Here is a 25,238-nt window from a genome sequence, read left to right on the forward strand (position 1 = left end):
ATTTGCCGCCGATCTGTGCTATTAGAATCTATACCGTTGACGGTGATTTGGTTAGATATATCAAACACTTTCGTCCTGATGGTGGACCTGGATCTCAAGAAGAAACGTGGAATGTCATCAGCCGCAACACCCAGGCCATCACAACCGGTATCTATATCTGGCATGTCCGCTCCGACATGGGCGAACAAACCGGAAAACTCGTCATTATGAAATAATCAAATCGCGGCGCTATGAAGATACCGATTCTTTTAAGATCGGTTTGAGTTTTTTTAGCCTCAGGGAGTTTGTCACCACAAAAATAGACGATAACGCCATCGCCACGGCCGCAAAAATAGGCGACATACTTATCCCAAATGGATATAATATCCCCGCGGCGATGGGAATCATGATTATATTATAGAAAAACGCCCAGAATAGATTCTGCTTTATAATTCTCAAAGTCGATTTTGAAATTTCGTAGGCAGTCAGGATAGCCTTCAAGGATTTGCCGGTAATAGTGATATCCGATGATTTAACGGCAATATCGGTTCCCGTTCCCAATGATACTCCAATATCGGCCGCCACTAAAGCAGCCGCGTCATTTACTCCGTCACCGACCATGGCCGTCACATACCCGGTGCGTTTCAAAGTTTCTATCGTAGCCAGTTTTGTTTTCGGTTTCGCTTCAGCTTCGACATGACTAATACCGATTTTGGCGGCGGCCGCCCTGGCCGATTTATAATTATCCCCGGTTAGTAAAATCACTTCATTGTGTAAGTCCTTGAGATAACTGATAACTTCGGGCGCATCCTTTTTCACGGCATCCGATAGTATTATGGAGCCTTTATATTCAATATCCACCGCGACGTGTATTACCGACGACCCTTGATTATCATCGGATTTCTTAAATTGATCCGCGATTCCTTCCGGCATACCCTGCTCAATTAAATATTCCAACTTACCTACAATGACTTTTCTGCCTTTAATTAACGATGAGATACCCTGACCGGGAAGATATGTGTGATCTTCTGGTTCTATTAATTTGCTGCCGTCTTTACGCGCCCGTTCGCGGATGGCTTGAGCCAGCGGATGTTCGGAGAATTGCTCGGCCGAAGCCGCCCATTGAATCAATTCCTGCTCCGACAGGCCTCTCTCGCCTACAGTTTCGGCAACCGTTACTTTTTCAACGATTGGATGTCCCTTGGTTAACGTTCCGGTTTTATCGAAGATAAAACAGTTGGCTTTTGAAAATCTCTCGAGAACATTCCCGTCTCTAAATAGCACGCCTAGACGGGCTGCACGTCCGGTCGCGACGAGAATAGCCGTCGGTGTCGCTAAACCCAGAGCACACGGACAGGCTACCAGTAAAACCGCTACCGGAGCCGTCAACGCCATTACCGAACCGGGCTTTAATAGGAGCCAAACCACCAAAGTCAAAAATGATATCACAATTATTATGGGAACGAATATTCCGGCGACTTTATCGGCCATTTTCTGTATCGGAGCCTTCTTGCCCTGTGCTTCTCGGACCAAATGAATCATTCTATCAAGTACGGTTCCGTTTCCCGCTTTTGTTACCATCATTTTGAACCCGCCGGTAGTATTAACCGTTCCGCCGATGACATTATCGGCCGCCTTTTTATCAACCGGAAGAGACTCACCGGTCAGCAGGGATTCATCGATTGTCGCTTCTCCGGTTATTATAACTCCGTCGGCCGGGATGGACTGACCGGCTCGAATAAGAACGGTATCACCAATTATGAGTTCATCAAGCGGTATTTTTTTCTCATCGCCGGACTCCTCAATGCGGATTACTGTCCGGGGAAGCAGAGAAGCCATGCCGAGCGCGGCATCGCGGGCTTCGTGGGTGGCCTTCTCTTCAAGATAACGCCCGATCATAATAAAGGTGATGATCATCGCTGTAGTTTCAAAATAAACGGGCATCGGTTCGGTATTTCCATCCAGAAAATACCGCAAACCCACAAAAAGAGAATATACAAGGGCGCTGCCCGAGCCGAGGGCGATAAGACTGTTCATATTGGCCCGTTTGTGGAGCAATTGATTATAGGCATCAATGAAAAATATTCGTCCTGAATACATGACCGGCAGAACCAGTATCAATTGAATTATAACGGCCACCGAAAAAGGAAGGCTGAATAAGTTAAGGATATGTTGGCCAAAATGCAGAGCGAAAATCAAAGACGAGCAGATTATCGCGATTATCAATTCCCACCGATATTTTTGGCCCCTGAGGGATTCATCTACTTCGCTATCCAAAAGAGCCGCTTGGTAGCCAATCTCTTTTATATCCCCGACCAGAGATTTATGGGAATAGAAATTTTCAAGAAAATCGATCTCCCCCGTCTGGGTCGCGAAGTTTATTCGGGCATCGATTATACCGGGGATTTTCTTGAGTCCATTTTCAATCGTCGCGGTGCATCCGGCGCAATGCATATTGAATATTTCAACCGATTCATGAGTAATCTTCATTTTCAGTCCCAGGCGATTGAGTTCATCAAGAACTTGATTGATATCATCGCTGTATTTTTCGCCCGCTCGGGTTCGAAACGTAATTCGCCTTTTTTCAGTATCAACGCGCACGTCCTCGATACCGGACAGGCTTTCGATTTGCCGGTGTAGTTCGTCGGCCTGAATAAATGGACTATCTTCAGCAATATCGATATCAAATTGTTTTGAATAGTTATTCATTATCCGAGCGCCTTATCCAAATCCTCTATTAAGTCATCGGCATCTTCTATCCCGACAGACAGCCGAATCAGGCGATCATTTAGACCTTTTTCTTCTCTGATTTCCTGCGGAATCGAAGCATGAGTCATTACGGCCGGATGCTCTATTAGAGATTCGACTCCTCCCAGAGATTCAGCCAGTAAGAATAATTCGGTACGGGAAACGATCTCCAAAGCCTTTTCCCGATTGCCGGAAATTTCAAATGAGATCATACCGCCACCTCCCGACATCTGACGCTGGGCAATCTTATAATGAGGATGACTTTCAATAAAAGGGTATATAACCTTGGCAATATCTTTCCTCTGCTGTAGCCAATCGGCGATTTTCAGGGCATTCCGGCAATGCTTTTTCATGCGTAAATCGAGAGTTTTCAAACCCCGATGGGCAATAAAACAATCAAAAGGACCGGGAACAGCCCCGGCCGAATTCTGCAAGATTTTGTACTTGGTGTACAATTGTTCATCGCTGGTGATAATCGCGCCACCGACCGTATCGGAATGACCTCCGATATATTTGGTTGTTGAATGAACGATAACATTGGCGCCCAGTTGCAACGGCTGCTGGATAGCCGGCGACATAAAGGTATTGTCAATTATCAGAGGTATCCTGTGAGCTCTGGTTACTTTTGAGATATTCTCAATATCGGCTATTTTCAGGAGAGGATTTGAAGGGGTTTCCATCCAGACCATTTTTGTATTGGACTTAATGTGTGGCTCAAGATCAAAATCGCCGAACATATCGACATATTCAAGTTCAATTCCCAGTGGTTCATAAAAAGTCGAGAATAAGCGGTACACGCCGCCGTAAAGATCGTCTCCGGCAATAATATGGTCGCCCGGTCGATAGGTTTTCATAATGGTATCAACGGCCGACATCCCTGAAGCAAAAGTCAATCCATAATCGGCGCCTTCGAGACCGGCCAGGGCTCTCTGGTAGGCCGACCGAGTTGGATTGTCGGTGCGGGAGTATTCGTATCCCTTGTGCTGGCCGGGAAATTCCTGGCGATACGTCGAAGTTTGGTAAATCGGGACCGTAACCGCTCCGGTTTGAGGATCCGGTTCGGAACCGAGATGGACGGCCCGAGTTGCAATTGCGAGTTTTTTCAATTTTTTTTCATTCATTGTTTCGCCTTTTTTGTTGAGAATAAGAAATTAATATACGAAAAATCCTGAAAAATATTATAAAAAAAAGCCTGATTACCTGGGAGAAGTAATCAGGCCACTACATGCTAACAACCTAAATTAGTTTAACAGAATTTTTTACTTAATCCCTAACGCGATGAGCAAGCCGGGACAACGCCGCAGCAAGTCCTTACGTATTTTCTGGCGGGCTCGATGCAGATACCAGCGGACAGTAGCTTCCGGCATATCCATAATATTGGCCACGTCATCAATCTGGCACCCTTCAATATCTCGCAGAATAAAGGCCGACCTCTGTTTCCCGTTTAGTCGGCTGGCGGCGTTGGTCAGCTCCTCGCGCAATTGATTATTCCGGTAATTGCTTTCCGGATTATCGCGGTGGTTTGCAACCGTATCGCGAACATTATCCAATGGTTCATGCCGATGGCGCCGGTGTTTGCGCATGTAGTCAATTGACGCATTGACGGTTATCCGATACAACCAGGTATAAAACCGCTTGTTTTCATCATAACGCCATAAATTTTGTGAGGTCTTTACGAAAACATTCTGGGTAATGTCAGCAGCTTCATCATAGTCACCAACCATTTTGTAGGCCAAAGCCCCGACCTGGTTACGATAACGGCTGACTAATTCACCAAAGGCTCTCTCATCCCCCCGCCTGATCCGACGAATAATAGCCTTTACCTCAAGCTCATCCTTGTCTTCTGCGACATTCCTTGTTTTCGGAATACTAGAAACCCTGGTTACATTTTGATTAGACACAACTATTTCCCTCATTAGGCGTCGAATTAATAATTTTGTGGACTGCAATAGTTCATATTCCCTTAAACATAAATTCCATTTATTAGTTCCCAATTCTTCGTTTTTTACTGCAGTTTATGCGATATTCCCAAGTGCCCAAAATGGGAGGGATTTTTTGAAAAGCCTGCTAATAAATGGTAAAAAATTAAAAACTGATCAAAAAAAACTCAAGCCGACAGATTCCCAAGCCTCCCATAAATAGATTTTTTACATACAGTCACCCACAAATCCCCCCGCCCAACTTATTACTATTATTATTCTTATGTGATTTGGGGTGGACCATTAAGAATATAAATAATGACCAAGATTAATGGATTAAATTAAAAAAGCCCCGAGTAAATCGGGGCCACAAATTTTGAATTTAGGCTGTCTTACTTATTGATTATGTATTTGTACGGATTGACGTGTTTGCCTTTTTTTATGACTTCGTAATGTAAATGGGGGCCAGTTGTATAGCCGGTGCTGCCCATCAATCCAATTATATCTCCGCGTTTGACCCTTTGTCCGACTTTGACTTTGTAATCACTCAGATGTCCATAGCGGGTTATGAATCCGTAGCCGTGATCGATAGAGACCATTTTCCCAAGGCCGCCGTTTATTCTGACTGCCGTGATTTTGCCTTCAGCGGTCGCGTAAATAGGCGTTCCATTACTATTGGAAATATCAAGGCCGGGATGAAACTCTTTAAGTCCCGTGAAGGGATCGTTGCGAGTGCCGTAGCCGCTTGAAGGATAACCACGGGCGGGCTTAATTGACGGGGTATGATTGAGCAGATCTCGTTTATTTCCAAGGAGTTCATAGACATCCCGGTACCGCTCCCGTTCGAATTTGGCCAGGCGCAAAAGTTCATCGACGTCAGCGCTGACTTTGAGGGCTTCGGCGGTAGCCTCGGTGAAGTTATTTAAAGCGGGGTCTTCGGGGCCGCCAACACCCAGCATCCGGGCTTCTTCGTTAATTTCCGGCAATCCGAATATGGTTCTGATGGCTTCTTCCTTGTTGACTAACTCGGCGTAGCTCCCCTGCAGATCATCGATTGATCCTTCCATTGCGGTATATTGTTCGGAAAGCATCTGATTTTCGCGAAGGAGTTTATCCAGGCGGGCGCGGTCCACTCTCTGGCTGAAATAATCGGACAGTAAAAATACATTGATCGCGATAAAGCAAATACCGAAGAGGGCAACGGCCCATAAAAGCTTTACCGGGATTGAATATGATGACATGTCGCCGCCCTTTCGGGGAACGACCATTATGGTAATCTTATCTTTTAGCATTCCTCAATCAGCGAAGGAATTATTCCTCCACTCTCCAAAAAAATCGCCCCATTATATAAGCCTTGGGCATACCTGTCAAGTCAAAAAGCTCTATTTATTAGTTCAATATATCGGCAAAAGGGTTGCCTGAATTTACTTGATAACTATAAACTCTTTGCGAAGAATTTTCTCAATAACTTTTATGAATTTTTCCGGATTCAGAGTCTGTAGGCTATAAAGATGCCAGCAGACTTTTCTGGGCTTTTTGTAATTCTCCTTCTTTTTTGGAGCCATAATAACCTGCCTTGCTGAGCGATCTTATAAGGCAATGACAGGTTTCTGCCATATACCATCGCGACATAATTACCGTAAGTTTGATAAGGATTTAGCAATTGCTATGCCTTTTGATCGACAAACACATTAACACCGACGGACTACTCTATTATATTGATTTACAATATCTTAGAAAATCCGTCAAATGATCAAAAATTGAACAGCATGCTATCGGTTTGCAGAAATTGTGGTCAAAATCCCACATTGAGTAGGTTTTGAGCAAAACCATAAAACTTCCGGAAATCGACTGGTTTTAGAGCTTGATTAAATTCAGGGCGGCTTCACATAAAGATTGAAGCCGCCTGATTGATCGTGTCATTAAATAACAAGGAATTCCGGCGAGCGAGGAATTTCTACGGCCGCCTTAATACTTTCCCAGCGGTTTTGTTTGGTGGTAATAATCGACTGTACGACTCGTTCAAAACCGATGCCGCACCCGGATGATTGACCCTCCGATTGCTTGAGGACCTCGAAATACCAACTAAATTGAGCCGGGTCGACTCCGCGGGCGACGAGGTGATCATACATATAAGATTCTTCAAACTGTTTTTTACATTTTTCCGAATCGCCTTCCCGAACGGCCCCGCCGACCGATTCGCCAGCGTGAGGCAGGAGAAGATCACAGCATAAAGTTTCACTGCCTTTCCTTTTCATTGAGAAGAATTTTATGACTCCTCCTTTTTTGGGTCTGGGTTCGGCCGGGTAATTGGTGACAAAGGTCGGCATTCCGGAAAGGATTTGGCATAATAATTCTTCCTCTTCGCTGCCGAAATCATCACCGAATTGTATCTGGTGTCCTTTGGCCTGGAGCAGGCTGACCGCTTTTTCGTATTTGACGCGGTTGAAGGGCTGGTCGATATATTTTTTCAGAGTATTATTGCGATAGATTTTATGTCCTTCGGTATACATTGCTTTTATCAATGACTCGATATTATCCATTAAACCGTCGAGTTGGAAATCGCGGCTCTCAAATTCTATCAATGTAAATTCGCATAAGTGCCGTCCGGTTACTTTACGCTCCTGCCGGAAAGACGGCCCGATTGTGTAAACGCGATTGTGCGCAACGGTGAAGGCTTCCAGGTAAAGCTGCCCGGTTTGCCGGAGAAACATTTCCACTTCATCGCCGCCTTCGTCAAACATCGCTACCGACATGGCGTTGGGGAACCATTCGCAGGAACCGGTCGCTCCGGTGATATGCGGAACCTGAACCTCCATAAAATCGTGTTTTACAAACCATTCGCGGGCGGTTCTTAAGAGTAGTGATCTCAATTTGCTGGTGACAGCAAAATTGCCCTGACATACTTCCAGATGACGCATCAATAGACCTCCTGGTTTTAGGTATAAAAAAAAGACCACCCAATAAAAATGGGTGGCCAATAAAGCCAACATATAACGGGAATACCGCTCCCGCTCCGGGATGGTTAGCATGCATTTTGCCAAACTCCCCGGGCTGATAGTATCTTTCCCGAACGCACTCGTAGCGCGATTTTGATTTTCGTTATGAACATGTCTCTAAAAAAGGGATTTAATATGCCTGCAAGGGTTAAGTCAAGTTTTAATTTTCCGCCGGGCTAAAAATTAATAGATAATAATATCTACTTTTCAATTCCATCGAGATATTTCTTTAACTGAGTTGAATAAATTTCAAATTCAGCGCCTTTGCTGAATAGTTTATACCCCATCTGTTCATTGACTACATAGATTGGCTTATTGGCTGCCCTCATATCCGTCACCATAAATTCGTTTCCGTGAAAATCTTTGCCGATTTTTTCATATAAAGACGCCTTAAGCCATTTTGATAATCCTCGACCACGATATTTGGCCGTGACGCCGGTCATTGCTTGATACGCTTCCCGGGGGTCAGACATATTAATCATAATATTGGATATACCGATAACGCCGTTAACATTGTGCAGCAACAAGCTGGTAATCAGCCTGGAGTTATTATCCTCCCGCCATTTTTCCTGCCGTCTGATCTCTTCGGGCGCGACGTGATATTTTTTGGCATTCTCATTTTCTTTGGGCATCTCGTTTATATAGCGGGCGAAAAGTTCAGCGTATTGATTGAGATATTTTTCCGGAATGGCCGAATAAATAATTAATTTCAGATCTTGATTTTGGGCCGGGATTTCAGTCAACCATTTTTCGATAATTATGTGATTGGCAGAATCGCGATACAGGCGGAATCTTTCCAATCGATTTAAATATGCACTCTTCCACATTTGCGGTAAACGCATCATCCGCTCTGTCTCAGTCATAGTATTGGCTGAAGGACATTCGAACTTAACCAAATAATCATATATCCGTTTCGCCATCAAGTGACTGACGTCCTCGGGAACGTCTTCGTAGAGGGTATCGAATCCGAGAGAGCCATTTTGTTGGGGGGTGCGAGCGTTGAAAATCATCATTTGAATCCACCCGACGGGATTATTATCATCAAAAATCACAAAGCGATCATATCCTTTTTCGGGTTGTTGATAGGACAACATTCGCTTTTTAAAATCTTCCCACGGAGTATCTGGAAAAGTCGAATCGAACCGCTCGCGAAGATCAACCATCAATTTATGATAGGTTTGCCACCGGCCATCGGTGAAATCGGCATCCGCTACAGACATTGTTGTAAACATACTACCCCCCTCCGATTAGTTAAGAATAAATAATATCTCTGAATCTATTTGATTAAATCCGCTCAACGACCCCGGTGATGATATCGCGCAATTTCGGCTCGGCTTCGTTGGCCGTATCAATGATGCGTTCGAGAGAGCACGGCTCCAGTGTATCGGGCAATCCCATGTCGGTTATAATCGACATCCCCAGCACTTTGGTTCCCTGATGACGGGCGACAATAACTTCGGGAACGGTTGACATCCCAACGACATCGGCGCCGATAATTCTCAGAAAACGGTACTCCGCGGCGGTTTCCAGATTCGGCCCGGAGACTGAAACATATACGCCTTTCTTCAGAGGAATCTTCAAATCAAGAGCAACCTCTTCGGTCAGTTTCACCAGATCCATATCGTAGCAGTTATACATATCGGGAAACCGGACGCCCAGTCGGTCATCGTTGTAACCGATGAGAGGATTATATCCCAAAAGATTAATATGATCGGTAATTACCATGACATCACCGGCTTTGAATTGGGGATTCATTCCTCCGCAAGCATTGGAGACAATCAGAATTTCAATTCCCAGCTCTTTCAGAACCCGTACCGGGAAGGTGATCTGTTTCATGTCGTAGCCTTCATAGAAATGAAATCTGCCCTGCATGGCCGCCACCGGCTTGCCTTTAAGTGTTCCCATGAGGAGTCGACCCTTATGAGATTCGACGGTTGAAACAGGGAAATTGGGAATATTTTCATATTCAATTTTTGATTTGATTTCGATGCCATCGGCAAGGGAACCGAGTCCGGTACCAAGAATAATACCGATTTGTGGTTCTATATCCGTTTGAGTTTTTATATAATCCGCTGATTCAATAATCTTATCGTACATATTGTCCATTGTCTATTCCTCATTCGTATGATGTTCGGTATCGTCGAGCTTTTCGATTTGCTCCAGGGCATTATTATCCTCATCCGACTGTTCAATATACCCTTCTTCAGGATTCGTCTGCATATCCTCGGCGGTGTATTGCTGGGTCTGTGCCGTCTCTTCGCCGGAGACAGATTCGCCTTGCCCGGCATCATGTTCGGAGTATCCGTTTCCTTTATCATCCTCGGCCAGCAGTTGTTCGATTGAAGCCAGTTGCGATGTAATGAGTGATTTTAATTGAGTCAGATAATTGCTGCGGATGAACCTGATTTTGTTTATGTCGGCGACAAGTTTCCCCATCTGGCGGTGCATATCGGCGATTACTTCCGACTTCTTATGCTCGGCTTCGCGAACAATCAATTCCGCTTCTTTTTTGGCCTGCTCAATAGTAGTTTCGGCATCTTTATGAGCCGTGGTTATGGTTGCATCCGCGTTTTTCTGAGCTTCCACGACGACCGCTTTGAGGGTGTCTTCAAGGTCGATTAAATGTTTCAAACGTTCGTTGAGGTGATTGTTTTCTTCGGATAGTTTTAAAGTTTCGGCGCGGGCTTCCTCCAGGGCGGTCGCCGCGAGATCCCGAAAAACTTCGACATCATCGGGATTGTATCCCCGGAATTTAATTTCAAACTGCTGCTGACGCAGATCATTAGGAGTGGTTTCCATAATAATACTCTATTTTAATTGTTATCTTGTTCTCTCGCCAAAAATCGCAGTACCGACACGAACCATGTTGGAGCCGCATTTTATTGCCAACTCGTAATCCGACGACATTCCCATCGATAACGTATCTACGTAAGGGCCTACTTGTGTTCGCATCGCCTCAAATAATTTACGAGTCATTTCAAACGCTTTTTGAATTTCACTCGCATCATCCGTCCAGGGGCCTATCGTCATCAGACCTTTCATGTTTATACCCGGAAGCGTCGCTATTCGTTCGGCCCCTTCAATTAAATCATCGGGAGGGAAGCCGTATTTACTTTCTTCGCCCGATGAATTTACTTCCAGAAGACAATCAATCTTCTTGTTCAGTCTGACAGACGCCTGAGAAACTTTTTCAGCCAGATGCCATGAGTCGATTGACTGAATCAAATCGAAATATTGTACCGCCCGTGCTGCTTTGTTGGTTTGCAAATGTCCTATCAGATGCCATGAGGCGATGTTACCCAGTTCTTTAACTTTTTCGATTCCTTCCTGAACTCGACTCTCCCCCAGAATTTTCGCACCGGCCGCGACGGCGTGTTCCACTATCTCCACAGAAAAAGTTTTACTGACGGATACAAGCGTAATTTCCGAAGGCTGACGATTAACTTTTCCGGCGGCCTCGGCGATGCGCTGATTCACTTCCCGCAAATTCCGGGCGATCCGTTCCACTACTTCATTTTGCACAACATTGATATATAAGTTACAGGCGTCAATTTTAGCAATATAAAAACGGGCGGAACGTAAATCCGACCGCCCGCTTTGCTCGCGACACTGTTTATTCCTACAGACCGCTTAGCCAGTTTAGTTCTTGGCTCAAACCGGCCAAGTCTGTCACCGGGAGACGACAGGCTTTATCACGGCAGAAGAAATATGTCAGTTGGTCGACCTCCTGCCTTCCCTGCAAAAGGGGTAAGTTCGATTTTTCCCCGCTGATATTCCCGATTACGATTTTATTGGGTAAAAATCGAGAAAATATTTCCCGATTGAATCGTGTCATTTTTTGAGAATCGTTACCTGAGACGACAATTTCGATAGGTTCTGATAAGGCAAAATACCCGGCCATCAACAGTGTGCCAGTTGCCTGGGGTGACTGGGCGGCCATACCCGAGTGGGCTGCCAATGATTCATCCCTAATATTGGACAGAGAATTATCACCGGTAATAGCGATAAGATACTGGAGGTTGCGAATCATGACATAAGCCGGCGAAGGCGTGGCGCCGTCTGATATGTCACGAGGCCTGAAGATTAAATCATTGTTATTTGCGGGAGCGGAATAAAATTGATCGGAATCATAAAACAGTTCCACAGTGCGATCAGCCAACTGCCGGGCGGTCCGCAGATAATTTTCCTCAAACGATGCCTGGTATAAATCGAGTAATCCGGCAATGAAATAGGCGTAATCTTCCAGTAATTCCACGCGCAGGATTTTTCCATGGCGGTAGCTATGATAAAGCGTGCCCTCGTCATACAATTTTTTCAAAATAAAATCGGCGGCTTTTCTTGCGGATGTTAGATAACCGGCTTCCCCTGTCACCTGATAGGCCCGCGAAAAGGCGGAGATAGCCAGGCCATTCCACGAAACAAGGATCTTATCGTCGATAGCCGGGGCGACACGACGGGAACGGACATCTAATAAAGTCAGATTTGCCTTTTCAATTTTCTCACGAAATTCTTCCGGGCTCAATTGTAATTTATCCATAACATCCTGCGAATGACGGCCCAAATGTAAAACATTGAGACCATGCTCAAAACTACCCGATACGGTTATCCCGTAATAGCGGCATATCCAATCGGAGTCATCGCCCATTATTTCGTCTACCTCTGATTTTTTCCAGACATAGAATTTACCTTCTTCGCCTTCGCTGTCGGCATCCATAGTCGAATAAAAGCCGCCTTCGGAGTCAGACATTTCGCGCTGCAGAAAACCAAGAGTTCCTGTTACGACTTCGAGATACTCCGCCTCGCCCGTTAGCTGGTAGGCTTCGAGATATGATTTGACTAAAAGGGCATTGTCATAAAGCATTTTTTCAAAATGAGGAATGAGCCATTTTTCATCGACCGAGTAGCGATGGAAACCGCCTCCGAGATGATCGTAGATTCCGCCTTCCGACATTTTTTTCAATGTCAGAAAACCGGCTTGGGAATATTCTTCGTTTTTGGTTAAACGAGAAGCTCGAAATAAAAACTCAACAGCAGCGCTCTGGGGGAATTTGGGGTTTGAGCCGAATCCGCCGTTTCGAAAATCCACATTTCTGAGTATTTCATCCGCCCCTGAAACTAATACTTCACGACTGATAGGCCTTGGTGAAATACTCTGAGTTGCCGATTGAGACAAACGGCTGGTAATCGTCTCGGCGGTCTTTATAATATCATCGTGCCGGCTTTCATAAGCGAAGGCGATTTCCGTGAGGAGCTCCTTAAATCCCGGGCGGCCGTAATTTGATACCGGCGGGAAATAGGTCCCGGCGAAAAACGGTTTCTTATCGGGAGTCATAAAGATTGACATAGGCCATCCCCCACCGCCGGTCATAGCCATGACGGCCGACATATAAACCTGATCGATATCGGGTCGTTCCTCTCGATCAACTTTTATCGACACAAAAAACTTATTTAATATCCGAGCGATTTCGTCGTTTTCAAACGATTCATGCTCCATGACATGACACCAATGGCAGGCATTATAACCAATTGATAAAAATATTGGTTTATTTTCATTACGTGCTTTTTCGAAAGCTTCTTCGCTCCACTCGTACCAATCGACCGGATTATCGGCATGAGCCTGCAAATAGGGTGACGCGGCATTGGCCAGTCTATTTTTTGTCTTAGTGTGCAAGGTTTCTTCTCCTATCTCAGAACAACCTAATATCATTGCCAGACAAAGGATTAGTATTATGAGTAATCTTGTATTATGGACCATCTATATCTCCTAACTCTACAATGAGTATAACCCCGATTAATCCATTATTGTTTCATGAATTTGGAACCCGGCCGGATGTTTCGTTTAGAATTAAAAAAGGCTTGCCGATATCTATAATGGCCATTACTTTACGCGACTATCATTAGCGGAGGATTTTTTGAAATGAGACGATTAACGTTAATTACTCTTTTGCTCCTGAGTTTGATTATTCTATTTTCTCAGTCTATCTGGGCGCTTGGTTCAGAAATGGAAAAAGCGATATTGGATGCCCGCTGGCCGAAAATATATAAAATGCTAAAGGCAGATTCGGCTTCTGTGGCCGATCCAATCTCCCGACTTCTGATGGGCCATGCCTGTCTGGCAACCCAGAAAAACTACGGCGCAACAAGCATGTTCAAGAGCGTCACCGATCCCGATGAGATAGTAATTTGGGCTCAATTTACAGAGTCGTTCTATAAACAACATCCCGAAAACGCGGTCGCCGTTTACCTATCCGCTGATGCCAACCTCCGTTTGGGAAAAATCGAAGATGCCCTGGCCGGTTTTGATCATTCCATATCCAGGAACGATCTGTTTTTATTACCTTATTATCAAAAGGCATTCATCTATAATTTCATGCTGAAGGATTACCAAAAGGCGGAAACCGAGTTTCGCAATGTCCTGAGAATCAACCCACGCTTTGCCCGCGCCTATCTGGAGCTGGCCGGGATTTATACCGACAGGGATGATCATACAAAATCAATTGAACTATTGAGCAAGGCGATAGATTCCGATAAGGAATATTCCTTCGCCTTTTACAACCGCGCTAATGCTTATATGCATCTGAAAGATTATGATAAAGCCTTATCCGACTACGACCAGGCTATTATGTTGCGGCCTATCTGGCCGGAAGCGTTTTACAATCGAGGCAATCTTTTTCTATTCGGTAAGGATAATCTTCTAAACGCGATTTCCGATTACGATAAAGCAATTCGTATGAATCCGGAGTACAGCGATGCTTATTTGAATCGAGGTATCGCTCGCGACCGACAGGGAATGTCTCCCCAGGCCATATCTGATTTTAATCGCGTCCTGGATTTAAGCCCGGACAAGGCCGAGGCATATAGCAATCGAGGCAATGCCCATTTGAATATGGATTTAATTGATAAAGCTCTGGATGATTATAATAAGGCTCTGGAACTTAATCCCCAACTTGCGGAAGCTTTTGAAAATCGCGGTTATCTGTACATGGTCAAACTAAACGATCCTGAAAAAGCCTGCGCCGACTGGAAAAAAGCCTGCCAATTGGGACGCTGCAATAATTATAATATCGCCCGCGACGGTGGTACATGCAAATAATCGTCACGGCTTGAATATATCCATTTGGTATAGACAACTTTAAAAATCCGCTTGCTCCCCTCCAACTTTATGTCTAATATGAATCGATTATTTAAATCATACTGGGAGGTATATTTTCATGGCGGATTTAATAGGAACCAAGACCGAAAAAAATTTATTGGGTTCATTTGCCGGAGAATCACAGGCGCGGAATCGCTACACGTTCTTTGCCAGCAAAGCCCGAAAAGAAGGGTATGTGCAGATTGCCGATATTTTTGAAGAAACCGCCAATCAGGAAAAAGAGCATGCCAAGCGGTTTTTCAAATTTCTGAAAGGCGGGGATGTCGAAATTACGGCTTCGTTCCCGGCGGGTGTAATTGGCTCGACGGCTGAAAACCTCAAGGCCGCCGCCGCGGGAGAGCATGAGGAATGGACGGAGCTTTACCCCGAATTCGCGCGAATCGCTCGACAGGAAGGTTTCGAGGCAATTGCCAAAAACTGGGACGCCATATGCGTCGCTGAGAAGCAGCATGAAAACAGGTACCTGGAATTATTGAAAAATATCGAAAACGGAACCGTCTTCAAAAAGCCGGAAAAGGTAGTCTGGCGTTGCAGAAACTGCGGATATTTGCACGTGGGAGAAGAGGCGCCCGATGTCTGCCCGGCCTGCGCCCATAAAAAAGACCATTTCGAAGTTCTGGCCGAAAACTGGTAAGCAAAAACCATTAGCCGTAAGGAAAATACATGAATCTTGATGCCCTGCTTACGCTGAGTTATGGGGTTTACGTCGTCAGTTCGCGATTGGGCGACAAGCTCAACGGCCAGATATCCAATACGGCGATGCAGGTATCAAGCTCACCGCCTCTGATTACGGTCGCCATCAACAAAGGCGCATTGACTCATGAATGTATTGCGGAAGCCGGCGTTTTTGCCGTTACGATTTTATCTGAGAAGGCCCCGCTCGAATTTATCGGACGGTTCGGTTTTAAAAGCGGCCGTGATGTGGATAAATTTGAGGGTATTGATTATCGCCTGACGCAAACCCAATCGCCTTATCCGACTGATTATGCCTTGTCGGTGTTGGACGCCGAAGTTATCAAATCCGACGATATGGGTTCGCATACATTGTTCACCGGGAAAATCGTTGACGCCCGGATAATCGGTGAAGGCATCCCAATGACATATCAGTTTTATCGCGAGAATTTGCGTGGTAAGACTCCGCCCACAGCGCCTACTTATAAAGGTGAGCAAGTCCCTCCAGATGATGCGAAAGAAATGGATGAAAACAAAGCTACGGCGGCCGGTCGAAGCTATGTATGCGAAGTATGCGGATATGTCTATGATCCGGCGCAGGGTGATCCTGATAACGGTATAGAGCCGGGTACTAAATTTGAAGATTTGCCTGATGATTGGCGCTGTCCGGTATGCGACGCCAATAAAAGCGAATTCGAGCCTGTCTAAAATATTTATCGCCCCGATTATTTCGGGGCGATTGAATTTAGAGGAGGGGGAGGGGATGGGGTCCCACGCGGAGGATACGGGATATCCCCTCCCGTTTTGAGTGAAGGTTTAGTATATTTTCCCCAGTGCGATTTCCTGCGTGGGGATTTGTCCATCAAATAAAGTCGAAACGAGTCCGCCGCTTTTCATCAGAAGTCCTTCGCTGGTGGCGGCGATTAGTTTGTTTTTATACTTGATCATACGATTAACCATCAAGCCCTCGAATTTAGGTATCATTTTGAATTGATTTTCGAAGAAGGTGACGGCTCCGTTTGTCGTACCGATTTTGACAACCCAGTCATCGGCGTTGATGGCGGTAATGATTTCCGAAGGGAGACCGTCGCCCAGACCGTATGGCTGCCAGCGTCCGCCGTCGTAGATAAAGAGTCCCTTATCGGTACCGAGATAGATATGATTGTGGCTGTATTGCAGGGCGGTGACATTATCGAACAGGGTCGAATCACGGCGCAAGTAACGTTTGCGGAATTCCATTCCATCCCAGAAATAAAGACCGTCACCGGCGGTACCGATCCATACGCCTCTCGGTTCCGGAGCGATGTTCGAGACCTTGATACCGGTTGTCAGTTCACGAACGCCGTCGCAGCTAACCTGATAGAAGCCTTCGGTTGTACCGACGTAGAGGAGTTGCTCTTTCTGGGCGAGAGCGGTTATTGTACCGGACAGATTCAGATCAAAATCATCATTGACTAATTCACCATCTTCGAGAGTATAAAGGTTATCGCCTCCAACCAATACCTTTTCGCCGATCCTGATCATCGCGCCTAAAGGTTTTTCCGAGGTCACGAATGAATTGGTGCCGTCGCTTCGGTGATGAATCACAATTCCGTTTTCATGAAGACCGTAGATGTTTTCATCAATGGCAATTATATCGAGGATAACGGGACGGGATTGCGATTGCAGGTCCTGTTCGGAAAAAACAACGGTGCCTTCTTCGGTAACTTCATTGGCGAACTCTACTCCCGGCTGTTCGGCATCATTATCCGCGTAATTAGTATCAATCAATTGGTCGATAATCTCATCAGTGACGGTTCCTACTTCGATTACGGCGTCATCTTCGGATGAGCAACCGATTAAAAACATCGCCATTCCGAGGGCGACTCCGGCAAGCGTCAAGAGGAAAAACTTTGTTGTCATGACTGTCTCCTTTATTTTAAGGTTTCATGTTGCTCAACGAAAGACATATCAAAGATTGTGCCGAATTTGTAAGACGTTGCCATACAATGAATTTTCCCTTAATGAGTAAGGCAGATATAATAAAACTGTGTCAAAATTGACACAGGTGCATCAAACTCGTATTTTGCGTGTATAAGGTTTAGAGGGTTGCATGAGATATTTTTTTATCACAGCTTTGGTATTGGTTTTGGTGTGTGGTTCGACAATATGGGGGCAGTATGTCGAATCACAAATTATTCAGGTCAGGCTGAATCGCCTCTATTTTGAACACGGCGTTGAAGGCGGGATTTTTGCCGGGACGCCCTTTGCGGTATATTGCGGTGAGAATGAAATTATTTCAGGAATCATCGATTATGCCGGACCCGGAATATCTTTTAGCCGCCCCATTGCTGAAATTGATGAGCGTCTGTTTTCCGATAGTTGTCTTGCCCGCTTGACGACGGCGGTGGTCGATACCAAAGCGGTAATTACACTCGGCACCGATTTGCCACTTGAGTTATTCAATATTTCGCGTGAGACATTATTTGAAAGAGTTAATGATTCAATATTTCCGACGCTGGCGGATTCTCTCAGTATATCCGGGCGGGAATTGACTCTGTATTTGAACCCGAGTATTCGGTATTCCGATGACACCCGCCTTAATAGCGAAACCGTTCACTGGTGGCTGGATGATCTTAATTACCGCAGCCGGTCATACGCCGTTCGCTATTTTTTCGCCAAATTAAAACCGCTCAACGAAGACGGGATTGAAATAATAGACGGTTTCACCCTGCATTTGCGATTTAAGCAGCCTTTCCCTCGAGCGGGCTATTTTCTTTCGCATCCTGATTTTCAAGTATATAATCGGAGCTACCTTGGCACGGGCGCCTTTCGCGAAATCGGGCAGGCGATGGCGGGAGAACAATTGCGGGCCTTTGTTCCCAATGAATCATATCGGGGTGATATACCTCAGGTTGAAAAAATAATTATAAAATATTTCCGGCAGTCATATCGAATGAAATTCGAATATGAAAACGATATGAGTGACGGATATATCGGGTTCGGGTATGAAGATGATCTGGCCGGAGTATATGAAGCGAAAGCGTTATATCCTTACCTGGCGGTGATGCTGGCGGGAATCGGAGGCGATAGTTTTTCGAGAGGGTTGCTGCCGTCTTCAATTTATTATCGCTATGATCCCGAACGGCGACATCTCTATTTTCCTTACGGCGCGACCGAAAGTATTTTGCGCTGGATTATACGAGATGATTCGGCGGAGCCCGCGGGACGTTATCATCCTTTTGATACCGAGCGGGGCCGGTCGCTACACAGGATTATTCTCAATAACGCGCCCCGCGTTGAAATTTGCTACGACAACAGCCTGCTCTATGAAACCGGACGATACGTAGCGGATATTGCCGCTCGTGAAGGAACAATCGCCGACCTGAAAAAATATAATTATGGCCAGTCGTTTGATATTCATGTGGCGTTTTTCCCGGCGTCGGACAATATCATTCCGTTCGCCTTGATCAGCGCCGTTTTGGAATTGAATGATCAAAACTCGACACTGCCTCAGGATCAAAGAATGAATCGACCCGGGTGGGATGATCTGGGTAGAGGAACGAGCCTTTTGAATCCGGAAAACCGGGACCGCTTTTTTGCCCGGGCCGAAGCCACGATATTTGAAGAGGCTTCGTTTTTTCCTCTCTTCCGTCCCTGGATTTACGCCGTCGGCAGTGATCGGTTTAAAGGTATGAAATTTGATTTTTACGGAATTCCTGATTTGGATGATATCACCGCTTTTCGGGCTTTTACAATCGGAGGAAATTAGCTAATGACGTTCTCGACCCGATTGCGCCTGACTTTGCTGGCCGCCGCGATTTTGCCGACGATTCTGATAACGATAATCGTCGTAACCGGTATATCCGAACAGATTAAAAGAATCGAACATCGGGAAGCGGTTTTGGCATGTGACCGTTTTGAGGATTTGCTTGGTAACACATCGGCCCGCGTAGAAAAAAGTATTCGATATGTTGCCGACAGCCGCGCTTTTCAAATCAGCGAACTCAATCTGCAAGCCAAAAGACGGTCGTCTTCCCGGTATCGTCTGCCGCTATTGTCTCTTGATTTTTTGGAATATGTCGATTCATCGGGGCGGGTATTACTTTCGGCCGACCGTCCGGCATTGGTGGGGCAGGTTCTACCGCCATCGGATATTGCCGATCCCTACTTTGTATATAAATATGAAAACGATTACCGGGGCTCGCATCCCTCGCTGATTTGTATTATCCCCACTCAATCCGGCTATCTTTATGGCGGGATATTTCTGGATTTGTCGTTCAACTCATTGGCCGCGGCAGTAACGAGGTCGCAAATATCTTTTTTGGATAAGCGAAACGTATCTGATGGATCACCGTTACAGCAGCCGGACAAGTCTGTCGGAAATCCTTATCGAGAGGAAAATCAATTTCGCGCGGTGATATTCAATGAGGAGCCATCGGAATATTTTATTTTCGGCCGGTTTGATCCCAGCGGTCTCGATATCGTTTTCAATAATTTCTATACCGCTGTCGGGGGGGTCACTATATTTTCGCTGATCGTGGTAATTACGGCCGGGTTGTATTTTACATCGCGGACCCGGCGGGAAATTCAAAATCTTCGCGAGGGGGCGGTACGAGTCGCCTCGGGTGATTTGTCCAGCCAAGTTATAACCCGAGGGGAAGACGAGTTTTCCGAACTGGCCGAATCATTCAACAGCATGATGAAACAGTTGTCCGATTCGCAAAAACGGCTTGTCATGACCGAAAAGATCGCGGCCTGGCAATCGATTGGCCGCAAAGTGGCCCATGAAGTGAAAAACCCCCTGACTCCGATCGCGATCGCCGCCGACGATTTACGGCGCAGTTATTCTGAACGACAACCCGATTTTGAAAAAATATTATCCGAATGTACGGGGACGATTACCCGGGAGGTTGACCGTTTGAAAAAATTAATTGATCGTTTTTCGGCGTTCGCGCAGATGCCCGCTCCGGAGATAAAAGAATTCGACATCAATCGGGTGGTTGATGAAATCAAAATTCTTTATAAAGACCAGATTGAAGCCGGTCGTGTTGAATTAAAAAATAACTTATCGCATCCAATAGTCAGAGCGGATTTGGAGCAGTTACTGCAGGTTCTAATTAATCTTATCAAGAACAGCCTCGAAGCCGACGCCGGAAAATGCCAGGCGGAATTTCAAAGCTTGCATGATGGTATTAGAATCACGATTGAAGATGACGGGCCAGGTTTTCCCGAGAAAATCCTGACCGATGGAATTACTCCATATCATTCAACCAAAAAAGAAGGCAGTGGTTTGGGACTTTTGATTTGCCAGCGAATTGTATTTGATCATATTGGGACTATGAACGTTGAAAACAAAAAAGACGGAGGGGCGCGGGTGAGCATCACCCTGCCGCAGGAAAATGTCTAAAATATTGTTGATAGATGACGAGCATGAAATCCGCAGTACGCTATCTGCCGCCCTTGGTCGTCGCGGCTATCGGGTCGATACCGCACTTGATATCACGGGAGCGAAAAAGAAAGATTTCCTAAAATACGATTTGATTTTACTCGATGTTATGCTGCCCGATGGAGACGGAGTGGGATTGCTGGAGGAAATAATAAAGGCCGACGGCTCGCCTCCGGTAGTAATGATCTCGGGGCATTCGGGGATTGATACGGCTGTGCGGTCGATTCAATTAGGCGCGTCCGATTTTTTGGAAAAACCATTGTCGCTCGAACGGATACTTATTACTATTGAAAATGTCCTGCATACGCGCAAACTCAAAGATGAAAACATAGAATTATCGAATAAAATTTATGGACGGCTAATTGGAAAATCGGTGGCGATGAATAAAATTAAAAAAGATATTGAAAAGACCGCGGGTAAATCCAATCGTTTTTTGATTCTCGGTGAAAACGGAACCGGCAAGGAAATGATTGCGCGCATGATTCACCAACACTGCAAATACAAATCTGGCCGATTCGTTCCGGTTAATTGCGCCGCATTGCCGGCCGAGCTGGTCGAATCTGAACTCTTTGGGCATATTAAGGGATCGTTTACCGGTGCCATCGCCGATAAATCCGGACGATTTGCTGAGGCCGATAAAGGGACGATATTTTTGGATGAGATCGCCGATATGAAGCCGGACGCTCAGGCCAAAATTTTGCGCGTTCTCGAAAGCGGCGAATTGCGCTCGGTCGGGTCGAGCGAAACGATACATATTGAATTGAATGTTGTGGCGGCGACTAATAAAAATATTCAAAAGCTGATTGACGACGGGGAGTTCCGCCAGGATTTATTTTATCGTCTCAATGTTGTTACATTAGATTTGCCTCCTCTGCGTGAAAGGAAAAAAGATATTCCGCTTTTGCTGGAGCATTTTTTGTGTGAATTTGCAGAATCCGCGGGACGGACACCTGTTGAACTTACGAAAGATGCATTGGAATTTTTAATGGTTTATGATTATCCCGGTAATGTTCGTGAGATGCGAAATATCGCCGAGCGAATATCGATTTATATCAACAAAGCGAAGGCTGACAAAGCCGACATCCGCCCATTATTATCGGGAGCTTCATCAAGAGATTTTGTTCCGCTCAAAGACGCCGTTGATGATTTTGAGTCTGAGTATATTCAAAGAGCCATCGGGATATGCGGCGGCAATATCGCCGAAGCCGCCCGACGACTGGGTCTGGAACGCTCCCATCTCTATAAGAAGATGAAGAAGCTGGGATTGGAGTGAAGGATAAGAGGAATTTTCAATGACTAAAAAAACACTAATAAAACTAGGGTTGGAGCCCAAAGGGCTCCAGCCAGATCTTCTAACATATTATGTTTCGCTCTCATGGCAAGAGCCCTTCGTGCTCTTTCTCTACAAAATAAAAATAATTATACGAACGACAACCCGAGAGTTGTCGCTACAATAATCAATGATGTAGGGCAGACGCGAATTTCATCGATAGGCATTTTCGGCAGAGGTCAATAAACTCCCGGCGATAGCCGTCCCTGTCGGCTCCAATAGATTCACGCGCCAAATCCATAGCCTGATTGAAACTTGCCGAACCTCGATACCTTGAATCATTCAAGAGCATCCCATATTCGGCGACGGCCACGGCGAATTTGAAATTATCCGAAGCATGATGATATTTCGAATCGCTTAAATAAACCGGCGTTGAAATCAGACGACTGGTTTCCTGGTTTGGCGTTTTATACCGCAGTTTGAGCATCATAATTTCATCTTCATATCGATTATCGATCACATCCGTTCGGGATTGATACCTCAACGGATCGGTTCCCGGGTCATAATAATAGGCCGAATTTGGAATAATCTCATAAAGAGCCGTTACCGAATGGCCGACTCCGATGTCTCCGGCGTCACGCCTATCGTTGTTGAAATCGCGTTTGTCGAGAATCCGGTTTTCGTATCCAATCAACCGATACGCTTTGACATGCGCCGGATTAAACTCTACCTGCATCTTAACGTCTTTTGCAATGGTATGCAGGGTGCCGTTCATCTCGCGAATCATGACGCGTTTGGCTTCGCGGAGATTATCGACATAGGCGTAATACCCATTGCCTTTGTCGGCCAACTGTTCCATCCGGGAATCTTTGAGATTGCCGGTTCCGAATCCGAGGACAGAAAGAAAAATTCCGCTGCGTCTTTTTTCCTCAATCATGCGAACCAGTTCGGAAGTGCTGGAAACGCCGACATTGAAATCTCCATCGGTGGCCAAAACAACACGGTTGTTGCCTCCGTCGATGAAATTATCCCATGCTTCCCGGTAGGCCAGTTCAATTCCTGCAGCTCCGGCGGTGGAGCCATCGGCATGTAATCGGTCAATCGCCCGGATTATCTCCTCGCCTCGATATCCGGGAGTTGACGGCAGGACCAAACGAGCCCTTCCGGAATAGGTAACGATAGCAATCCGGTCATCCTGCCGAATATGATTGACGAGCAGTTTGAAGGCTTTTTTCAAAAGCGGCAATTTCTTGGGATTGTTCATTGACCCCGACACATCAATCAGAAACACGAGATTGGAAGGCGGAAGATGATACTGGTTTAATTTCGCGCCCTGCAAACCAATCAGAACCAGGTCATGCCGGGGATTCCAGGGGCAGTCGGCCACTTCGGTATTGACTGAAAAGGGATGAACGCCGTCCGGTTGAGGATAGTCATAATTGAAATAGTTGATTAACTCCTCAATGCGAACCGCATCCCGTGGCGGATGATTACCGCTTTGTATATAGCGGCGAACGTTGCTGTACGACGCGGCGTCAACGTCCACTCCAAAAGTCGAAAGCGGCTGTTCGGTTGTGAGTAAAAATCGGTTTTCATAAATCCGGGAATATTCCTCGGTGTTATATTCCGGCAACCAGGGAGCTTTTGGATACGGATGCTGATAGTTCAAGTTGCCGTGATCCCCGTGAGTCGGCAGAGCGGGCCGGGGGGGTGGTGCCGGGCGAGGAGGGATTTTATCAACTCTAATAATAGCGAACGGTTCCTCCGACGGCGGCGGTTTGGAACCGCATCCGAATAAAATAGAAATTAAAACGCAAACGATAGCAATACGTCTCATAATACCTCCAGATGTTAAAGGGTGAATTCCCTGCGATTGGAGGTTGTACCAAAATATCGAAAGTGGGATTCATTAAATTTTCGATGCGAAAAATTTAATGGATATTTAAGTCAGGTAAGATGTATAAAGTTGTTTTTCAATATTGTTGGCTTACGATAACCCAAGCCAATTTCGAAATATCCGGTGAATATTACATGGCACAAAGCCTATCACTTATTCAATTGCCGAAACGCCCAGATGCTTAAGAAACCGGCTGCCATAAAACCGACGTACGATATCCAAATCGGAACCATCCAGTCACCGACCTGGAAGGGCCATCCGAGGATCGCTCTCACCAGATGTAGAATAGCGACCAATCCAAAAACGGTCCCCGAAGCGATACAATATTTTTTCCTATCCATACTACTCCCCCTTATATTTGCGGCAGGACGCGCCGCATAAAAACAGGTTTCCGCTTGTCATTCCCGGGAGTTCCCGTGGAGCGGGGACGAGTCGGGAATCCGGGATATTTCAAACTCTGCATGGATTCCAGCGTTCGCTGGAATGGCAATGTGAGGTTAGCTTCTTTCACATAATATGGCCATTCATGACGACAATGAATCACGGGCTAATACGATTCAGCAAAAGCTCCATCTCTTCGGTTTTATCGTCATGTTTCATGCGCAGGAATATCTGCAGGGTCTCATCATCAAGTAAACTGTAAGTCAGGCCGTCGAAGCAGGCGGTAGTACTGTCGATTTTTACCAGGCGAAAAGTGACGTAATCGTCCTTCTCTTCCCAGCCGGACATATCGGGATTAAAATGCTTAAGCTTTAATATCAGGCTCTGCGCTTCTTCGGTGACGATAAAAAATTCATAAAAAGCATCCTGTCCTTCGGTGATAAGCTTGAACGTCCCGGTCATACTGTTGCCCAGAGGCGGGCTCCAGTTTTCCTCGATGACGCCGCCGAGCCCCTCACCCTGCCAGTATCCGGCCAGCCAGGCAATATCCGACAGATTCGCTTCCGGCGATTTCGCGCCTTCCGGCAGTGACATGGTTTTATCCATCTTATCCTCAGAGATTCCCATGTTTGATATTGTCAATAATAAGACAGCGAAAGTTATTATGCGAGCGAACAATTTCATAACGCCTCCCCAGTTTTGCCGAAATTTATCAAGATTTTATAGCTAAGTCAAATTGAGTTATCCACATTATTTTTCATAAAATTCCTTGTAATATGATACTCCTCTATC

The 25,238-nt window shown here is 45.8% G+C and carries 22 protein-coding genes; 7 read left to right on the forward strand and 15 right to left on the reverse strand.

Features of this window, described 5'->3' with window-relative positions; translation table 11 throughout:
- Positions 1-215: hypothetical protein (locus tag V3V99_01945; protein ID MEE9441413.1), on the forward strand; the 215-nt coding region annotated here is incomplete at its 5' end.
- 13 nt (positions 216-228) lie between these two features.
- Here V3V99_01945 and V3V99_01950 read toward each other — a convergent pair.
- From V3V99_01950 to V3V99_02000, 11 genes are all read right to left on the reverse strand, one after another.
- Positions 229-2,688 (reverse strand): heavy metal translocating P-type ATPase, encoded by a 2,460-nt coding sequence (locus V3V99_01950; GenBank protein ID MEE9441414.1) that lies wholly within the window; start codon positions 2,686-2,688, stop codon positions 229-231.
- A complete protein-coding gene (locus tag V3V99_01955; GenBank protein ID MEE9441415.1) occupies positions 2,688-3,848 on the reverse strand; it encodes a cystathionine gamma-synthase in 1,161 nt (386 codons plus the stop codon). Before V3V99_01955 ends, V3V99_01950 begins: the two co-directional genes overlap by 1 nt.
- A gap of 138 nt (positions 3,849-3,986) precedes the next feature.
- Positions 3,987-4,628: a sigma-70 family RNA polymerase sigma factor gene (locus tag V3V99_01960; GenBank protein MEE9441416.1), complete on the reverse strand. Its 642-nt coding sequence runs from the start codon at positions 4,626-4,628 to the stop codon at positions 3,987-3,989.
- A gap of 410 nt (positions 4,629-5,038) precedes the next feature.
- On the reverse strand, positions 5,039-5,938 hold the full coding sequence (locus tag V3V99_01965) for a M23 family metallopeptidase (protein MEE9441417.1): 900 nt from the start codon (positions 5,936-5,938) through the stop codon (positions 5,039-5,041).
- A 132-nt stretch (positions 5,939-6,070) separates the two neighbouring features.
- Complete coding sequence (locus V3V99_01970) at positions 6,071-6,211, reverse strand: hypothetical protein (GenBank protein ID MEE9441418.1); 141 nt, start codon at positions 6,209-6,211, stop codon at positions 6,071-6,073.
- A gap of 357 nt (positions 6,212-6,568) precedes the next feature.
- A complete protein-coding gene (locus V3V99_01975; protein MEE9441419.1) occupies positions 6,569-7,567 on the reverse strand; it encodes an amino acid--tRNA ligase-related protein in 999 nt (332 codons plus the stop codon).
- A gap of 278 nt (positions 7,568-7,845) precedes the next feature.
- On the reverse strand, positions 7,846-8,877 hold the full coding sequence (locus tag V3V99_01980) for a hypothetical protein (GenBank protein MEE9441420.1): 1,032 nt from the start codon (positions 8,875-8,877) through the stop codon (positions 7,846-7,848).
- A 52-nt stretch (positions 8,878-8,929) separates the two neighbouring features.
- Positions 8,930-9,751, reverse strand: a complete 822-nt coding sequence (locus tag V3V99_01985) for a purine-nucleoside phosphorylase (protein MEE9441421.1) — start codon at positions 9,749-9,751, stop codon at positions 8,930-8,932.
- Positions 9,752-9,754: 3 nt separating this feature from the next.
- A complete protein-coding gene (locus tag V3V99_01990; GenBank protein ID MEE9441422.1) occupies positions 9,755-10,444 on the reverse strand; it encodes a DivIVA domain-containing protein in 690 nt (229 codons plus the stop codon).
- 21 nt (positions 10,445-10,465) lie between these two features.
- Positions 10,466-11,152, reverse strand: a complete 687-nt coding sequence (locus V3V99_01995; GenBank protein ID MEE9441423.1) for a YggS family pyridoxal phosphate-dependent enzyme — start codon at positions 11,150-11,152, stop codon at positions 10,466-10,468.
- Positions 11,153-11,264: 112 nt separating this feature from the next.
- Positions 11,265-13,316 carry a thioredoxin domain-containing protein gene (locus V3V99_02000; protein MEE9441424.1) on the reverse strand — a complete coding sequence of 684 codons (2,052 nt, stop codon included), beginning with the start codon at positions 13,314-13,316 and terminating at the stop codon, positions 11,265-11,267.
- Positions 13,317-13,562: 246 nt separating this feature from the next.
- On the opposite strand from V3V99_02000, the gene V3V99_02005 reads away from it, so the two are divergent.
- From V3V99_02005 to V3V99_02015, 3 genes are all read left to right on the forward strand, one after another.
- Positions 13,563-14,738 (forward strand): tetratricopeptide repeat protein, encoded by a 1,176-nt coding sequence (locus tag V3V99_02005; protein MEE9441425.1) that lies wholly within the window; start codon positions 13,563-13,565, stop codon positions 14,736-14,738.
- A gap of 118 nt (positions 14,739-14,856) precedes the next feature.
- Positions 14,857-15,432 carry a rubrerythrin family protein gene (locus V3V99_02010; GenBank protein MEE9441426.1) on the forward strand — a complete coding sequence of 192 codons (576 nt, stop codon included), beginning with the start codon at positions 14,857-14,859 and terminating at the stop codon, positions 15,430-15,432.
- Positions 15,433-15,461: 29 nt separating this feature from the next.
- On the forward strand, positions 15,462-16,178 hold the full coding sequence (locus tag V3V99_02015; protein MEE9441427.1) for a flavin reductase: 717 nt from the start codon (positions 15,462-15,464) through the stop codon (positions 16,176-16,178).
- Between the two features lie 108 nt (positions 16,179-16,286).
- On the opposite strand, the gene V3V99_02020 is transcribed toward V3V99_02015, so the two are convergent.
- Positions 16,287-17,372, reverse strand: coding sequence for a hypothetical protein (locus tag V3V99_02020; GenBank protein ID MEE9441428.1), 1,086 nt, complete (start codon positions 17,370-17,372; stop codon positions 16,287-16,289).
- Between the two features lie 190 nt (positions 17,373-17,562).
- Here V3V99_02020 and V3V99_02025 point away from each other — a divergent pair, with 190 nt between their 5' ends.
- From V3V99_02025 to V3V99_02035, 3 genes are read left to right on the forward strand one after another with little or no spacing between them, the layout of a single operon-like run.
- On the forward strand, positions 17,563-19,221 hold the full coding sequence (locus V3V99_02025; protein MEE9441429.1) for an ABC transporter substrate-binding protein: 1,659 nt from the start codon (positions 17,563-17,565) through the stop codon (positions 19,219-19,221).
- 3 nt (positions 19,222-19,224) lie between these two features.
- The gene (locus V3V99_02030) at positions 19,225-20,859 is read left to right on the forward strand and encodes an ATP-binding protein (protein MEE9441430.1); all 1,635 of its coding nucleotides are present in this window, start codon (positions 19,225-19,227) and stop codon (positions 20,857-20,859) included.
- The gene (locus V3V99_02035; GenBank protein MEE9441431.1) at positions 20,852-22,171 is read left to right on the forward strand and encodes a sigma-54 dependent transcriptional regulator; all 1,320 of its coding nucleotides are present in this window, start codon (positions 20,852-20,854) and stop codon (positions 22,169-22,171) included. The genes V3V99_02030 and V3V99_02035 overlap by 8 nt, the downstream gene beginning before the upstream one ends.
- A 184-nt stretch (positions 22,172-22,355) precedes the next feature.
- Here V3V99_02035 and V3V99_02040 read toward each other — a convergent pair whose 3' ends face one another.
- The 3 genes from V3V99_02040 to V3V99_02050 all read right to left on the reverse strand — a co-directional run bounded on the left by V3V99_02040 (position 22,356) and on the right by V3V99_02050 (position 25,130).
- A complete protein-coding gene (locus V3V99_02040) occupies positions 22,356-24,005 on the reverse strand; it encodes a VWA domain-containing protein (protein MEE9441432.1) in 1,650 nt (549 codons plus the stop codon).
- Between the two features lie 209 nt (positions 24,006-24,214).
- Positions 24,215-24,406, reverse strand: a complete 192-nt coding sequence (locus tag V3V99_02045) for a hypothetical protein (protein ID MEE9441433.1) — start codon at positions 24,404-24,406, stop codon at positions 24,215-24,217.
- 199 nt (positions 24,407-24,605) lie between these two features.
- On the reverse strand, positions 24,606-25,130 hold the full coding sequence (locus V3V99_02050) for a DUF6265 family protein (protein MEE9441434.1): 525 nt from the start codon (positions 25,128-25,130) through the stop codon (positions 24,606-24,608).
- Between the last annotated feature and the right edge of the window lie 108 nt (positions 25,131-25,238).

The organism is Candidatus Zixiibacteriota bacterium (assembly GCA_036480375.1).
Lineage (GTDB): Bacteria > Zixibacteria > MSB-5A5 > GN15 > JAAZOE01 > JAZGGI01.

Coding starts and splice junctions, on each gene's coding strand:
- V3V99_01955 (MEE9441415.1), bottom strand. CDS start 3,848: ATGAATGAAAAAAAATTGAAAAAACTCGCAATTGCAACTCGGGCCGTC.
- V3V99_02020 (MEE9441428.1), bottom strand. CDS start 17,372: ATGACAACAAAGTTTTTCCTCTTGACGCTTGCCGGAGTCGCCCTCGGA.
- V3V99_02050 (MEE9441434.1), bottom strand. CDS start 25,130: ATGAAATTGTTCGCTCGCATAATAACTTTCGCTGTCTTATTATTGACA.
- V3V99_02040 (MEE9441432.1), bottom strand. CDS start 24,005: ATGAGACGTATTGCTATCGTTTGCGTTTTAATTTCTATTTTATTCGGA.
- V3V99_01965 (MEE9441417.1), bottom strand. CDS start 5,938: ATGCTAAAAGATAAGATTACCATAATGGTCGTTCCCCGAAAGGGCGGC.
- V3V99_02035 (MEE9441431.1), top strand. CDS start 20,852: ATGTCTAAAATATTGTTGATAGATGACGAGCATGAAATCCGCAGTACG.
- V3V99_01970 (MEE9441418.1), bottom strand. CDS start 6,211: ATGGCTCCAAAAAAGAAGGAGAATTACAAAAAGCCCAGAAAAGTCTGC.
- V3V99_01980 (MEE9441420.1), bottom strand. CDS start 8,877: ATGTTTACAACAATGTCTGTAGCGGATGCCGATTTCACCGATGGCCGG.
- V3V99_02010 (MEE9441426.1), top strand. CDS start 14,857: ATGGCGGATTTAATAGGAACCAAGACCGAAAAAAATTTATTGGGTTCA.
- V3V99_02005 (MEE9441425.1), top strand. CDS start 13,563: ATGAGACGATTAACGTTAATTACTCTTTTGCTCCTGAGTTTGATTATT.
- V3V99_02045 (MEE9441433.1), bottom strand. CDS start 24,406: ATGGATAGGAAAAAATATTGTATCGCTTCGGGGACCGTTTTTGGATTG.
- V3V99_01985 (MEE9441421.1), bottom strand. CDS start 9,751: ATGGACAATATGTACGATAAGATTATTGAATCAGCGGATTATATAAAA.
- V3V99_02030 (MEE9441430.1), top strand. CDS start 19,225: ATGACGTTCTCGACCCGATTGCGCCTGACTTTGCTGGCCGCCGCGATT.
- V3V99_01990 (MEE9441422.1), bottom strand. CDS start 10,444: ATGGAAACCACTCCTAATGATCTGCGTCAGCAGCAGTTTGAAATTAAA.
- V3V99_01950 (MEE9441414.1), bottom strand. CDS start 2,688: ATGAATAACTATTCAAAACAATTTGATATCGATATTGCTGAAGATAGT.
- V3V99_01975 (MEE9441419.1), bottom strand. CDS start 7,567: ATGCGTCATCTGGAAGTATGTCAGGGCAATTTTGCTGTCACCAGCAAA.
- V3V99_02025 (MEE9441429.1), top strand. CDS start 17,563: ATGAGATATTTTTTTATCACAGCTTTGGTATTGGTTTTGGTGTGTGGT.
- V3V99_02015 (MEE9441427.1), top strand. CDS start 15,462: ATGAATCTTGATGCCCTGCTTACGCTGAGTTATGGGGTTTACGTCGTC.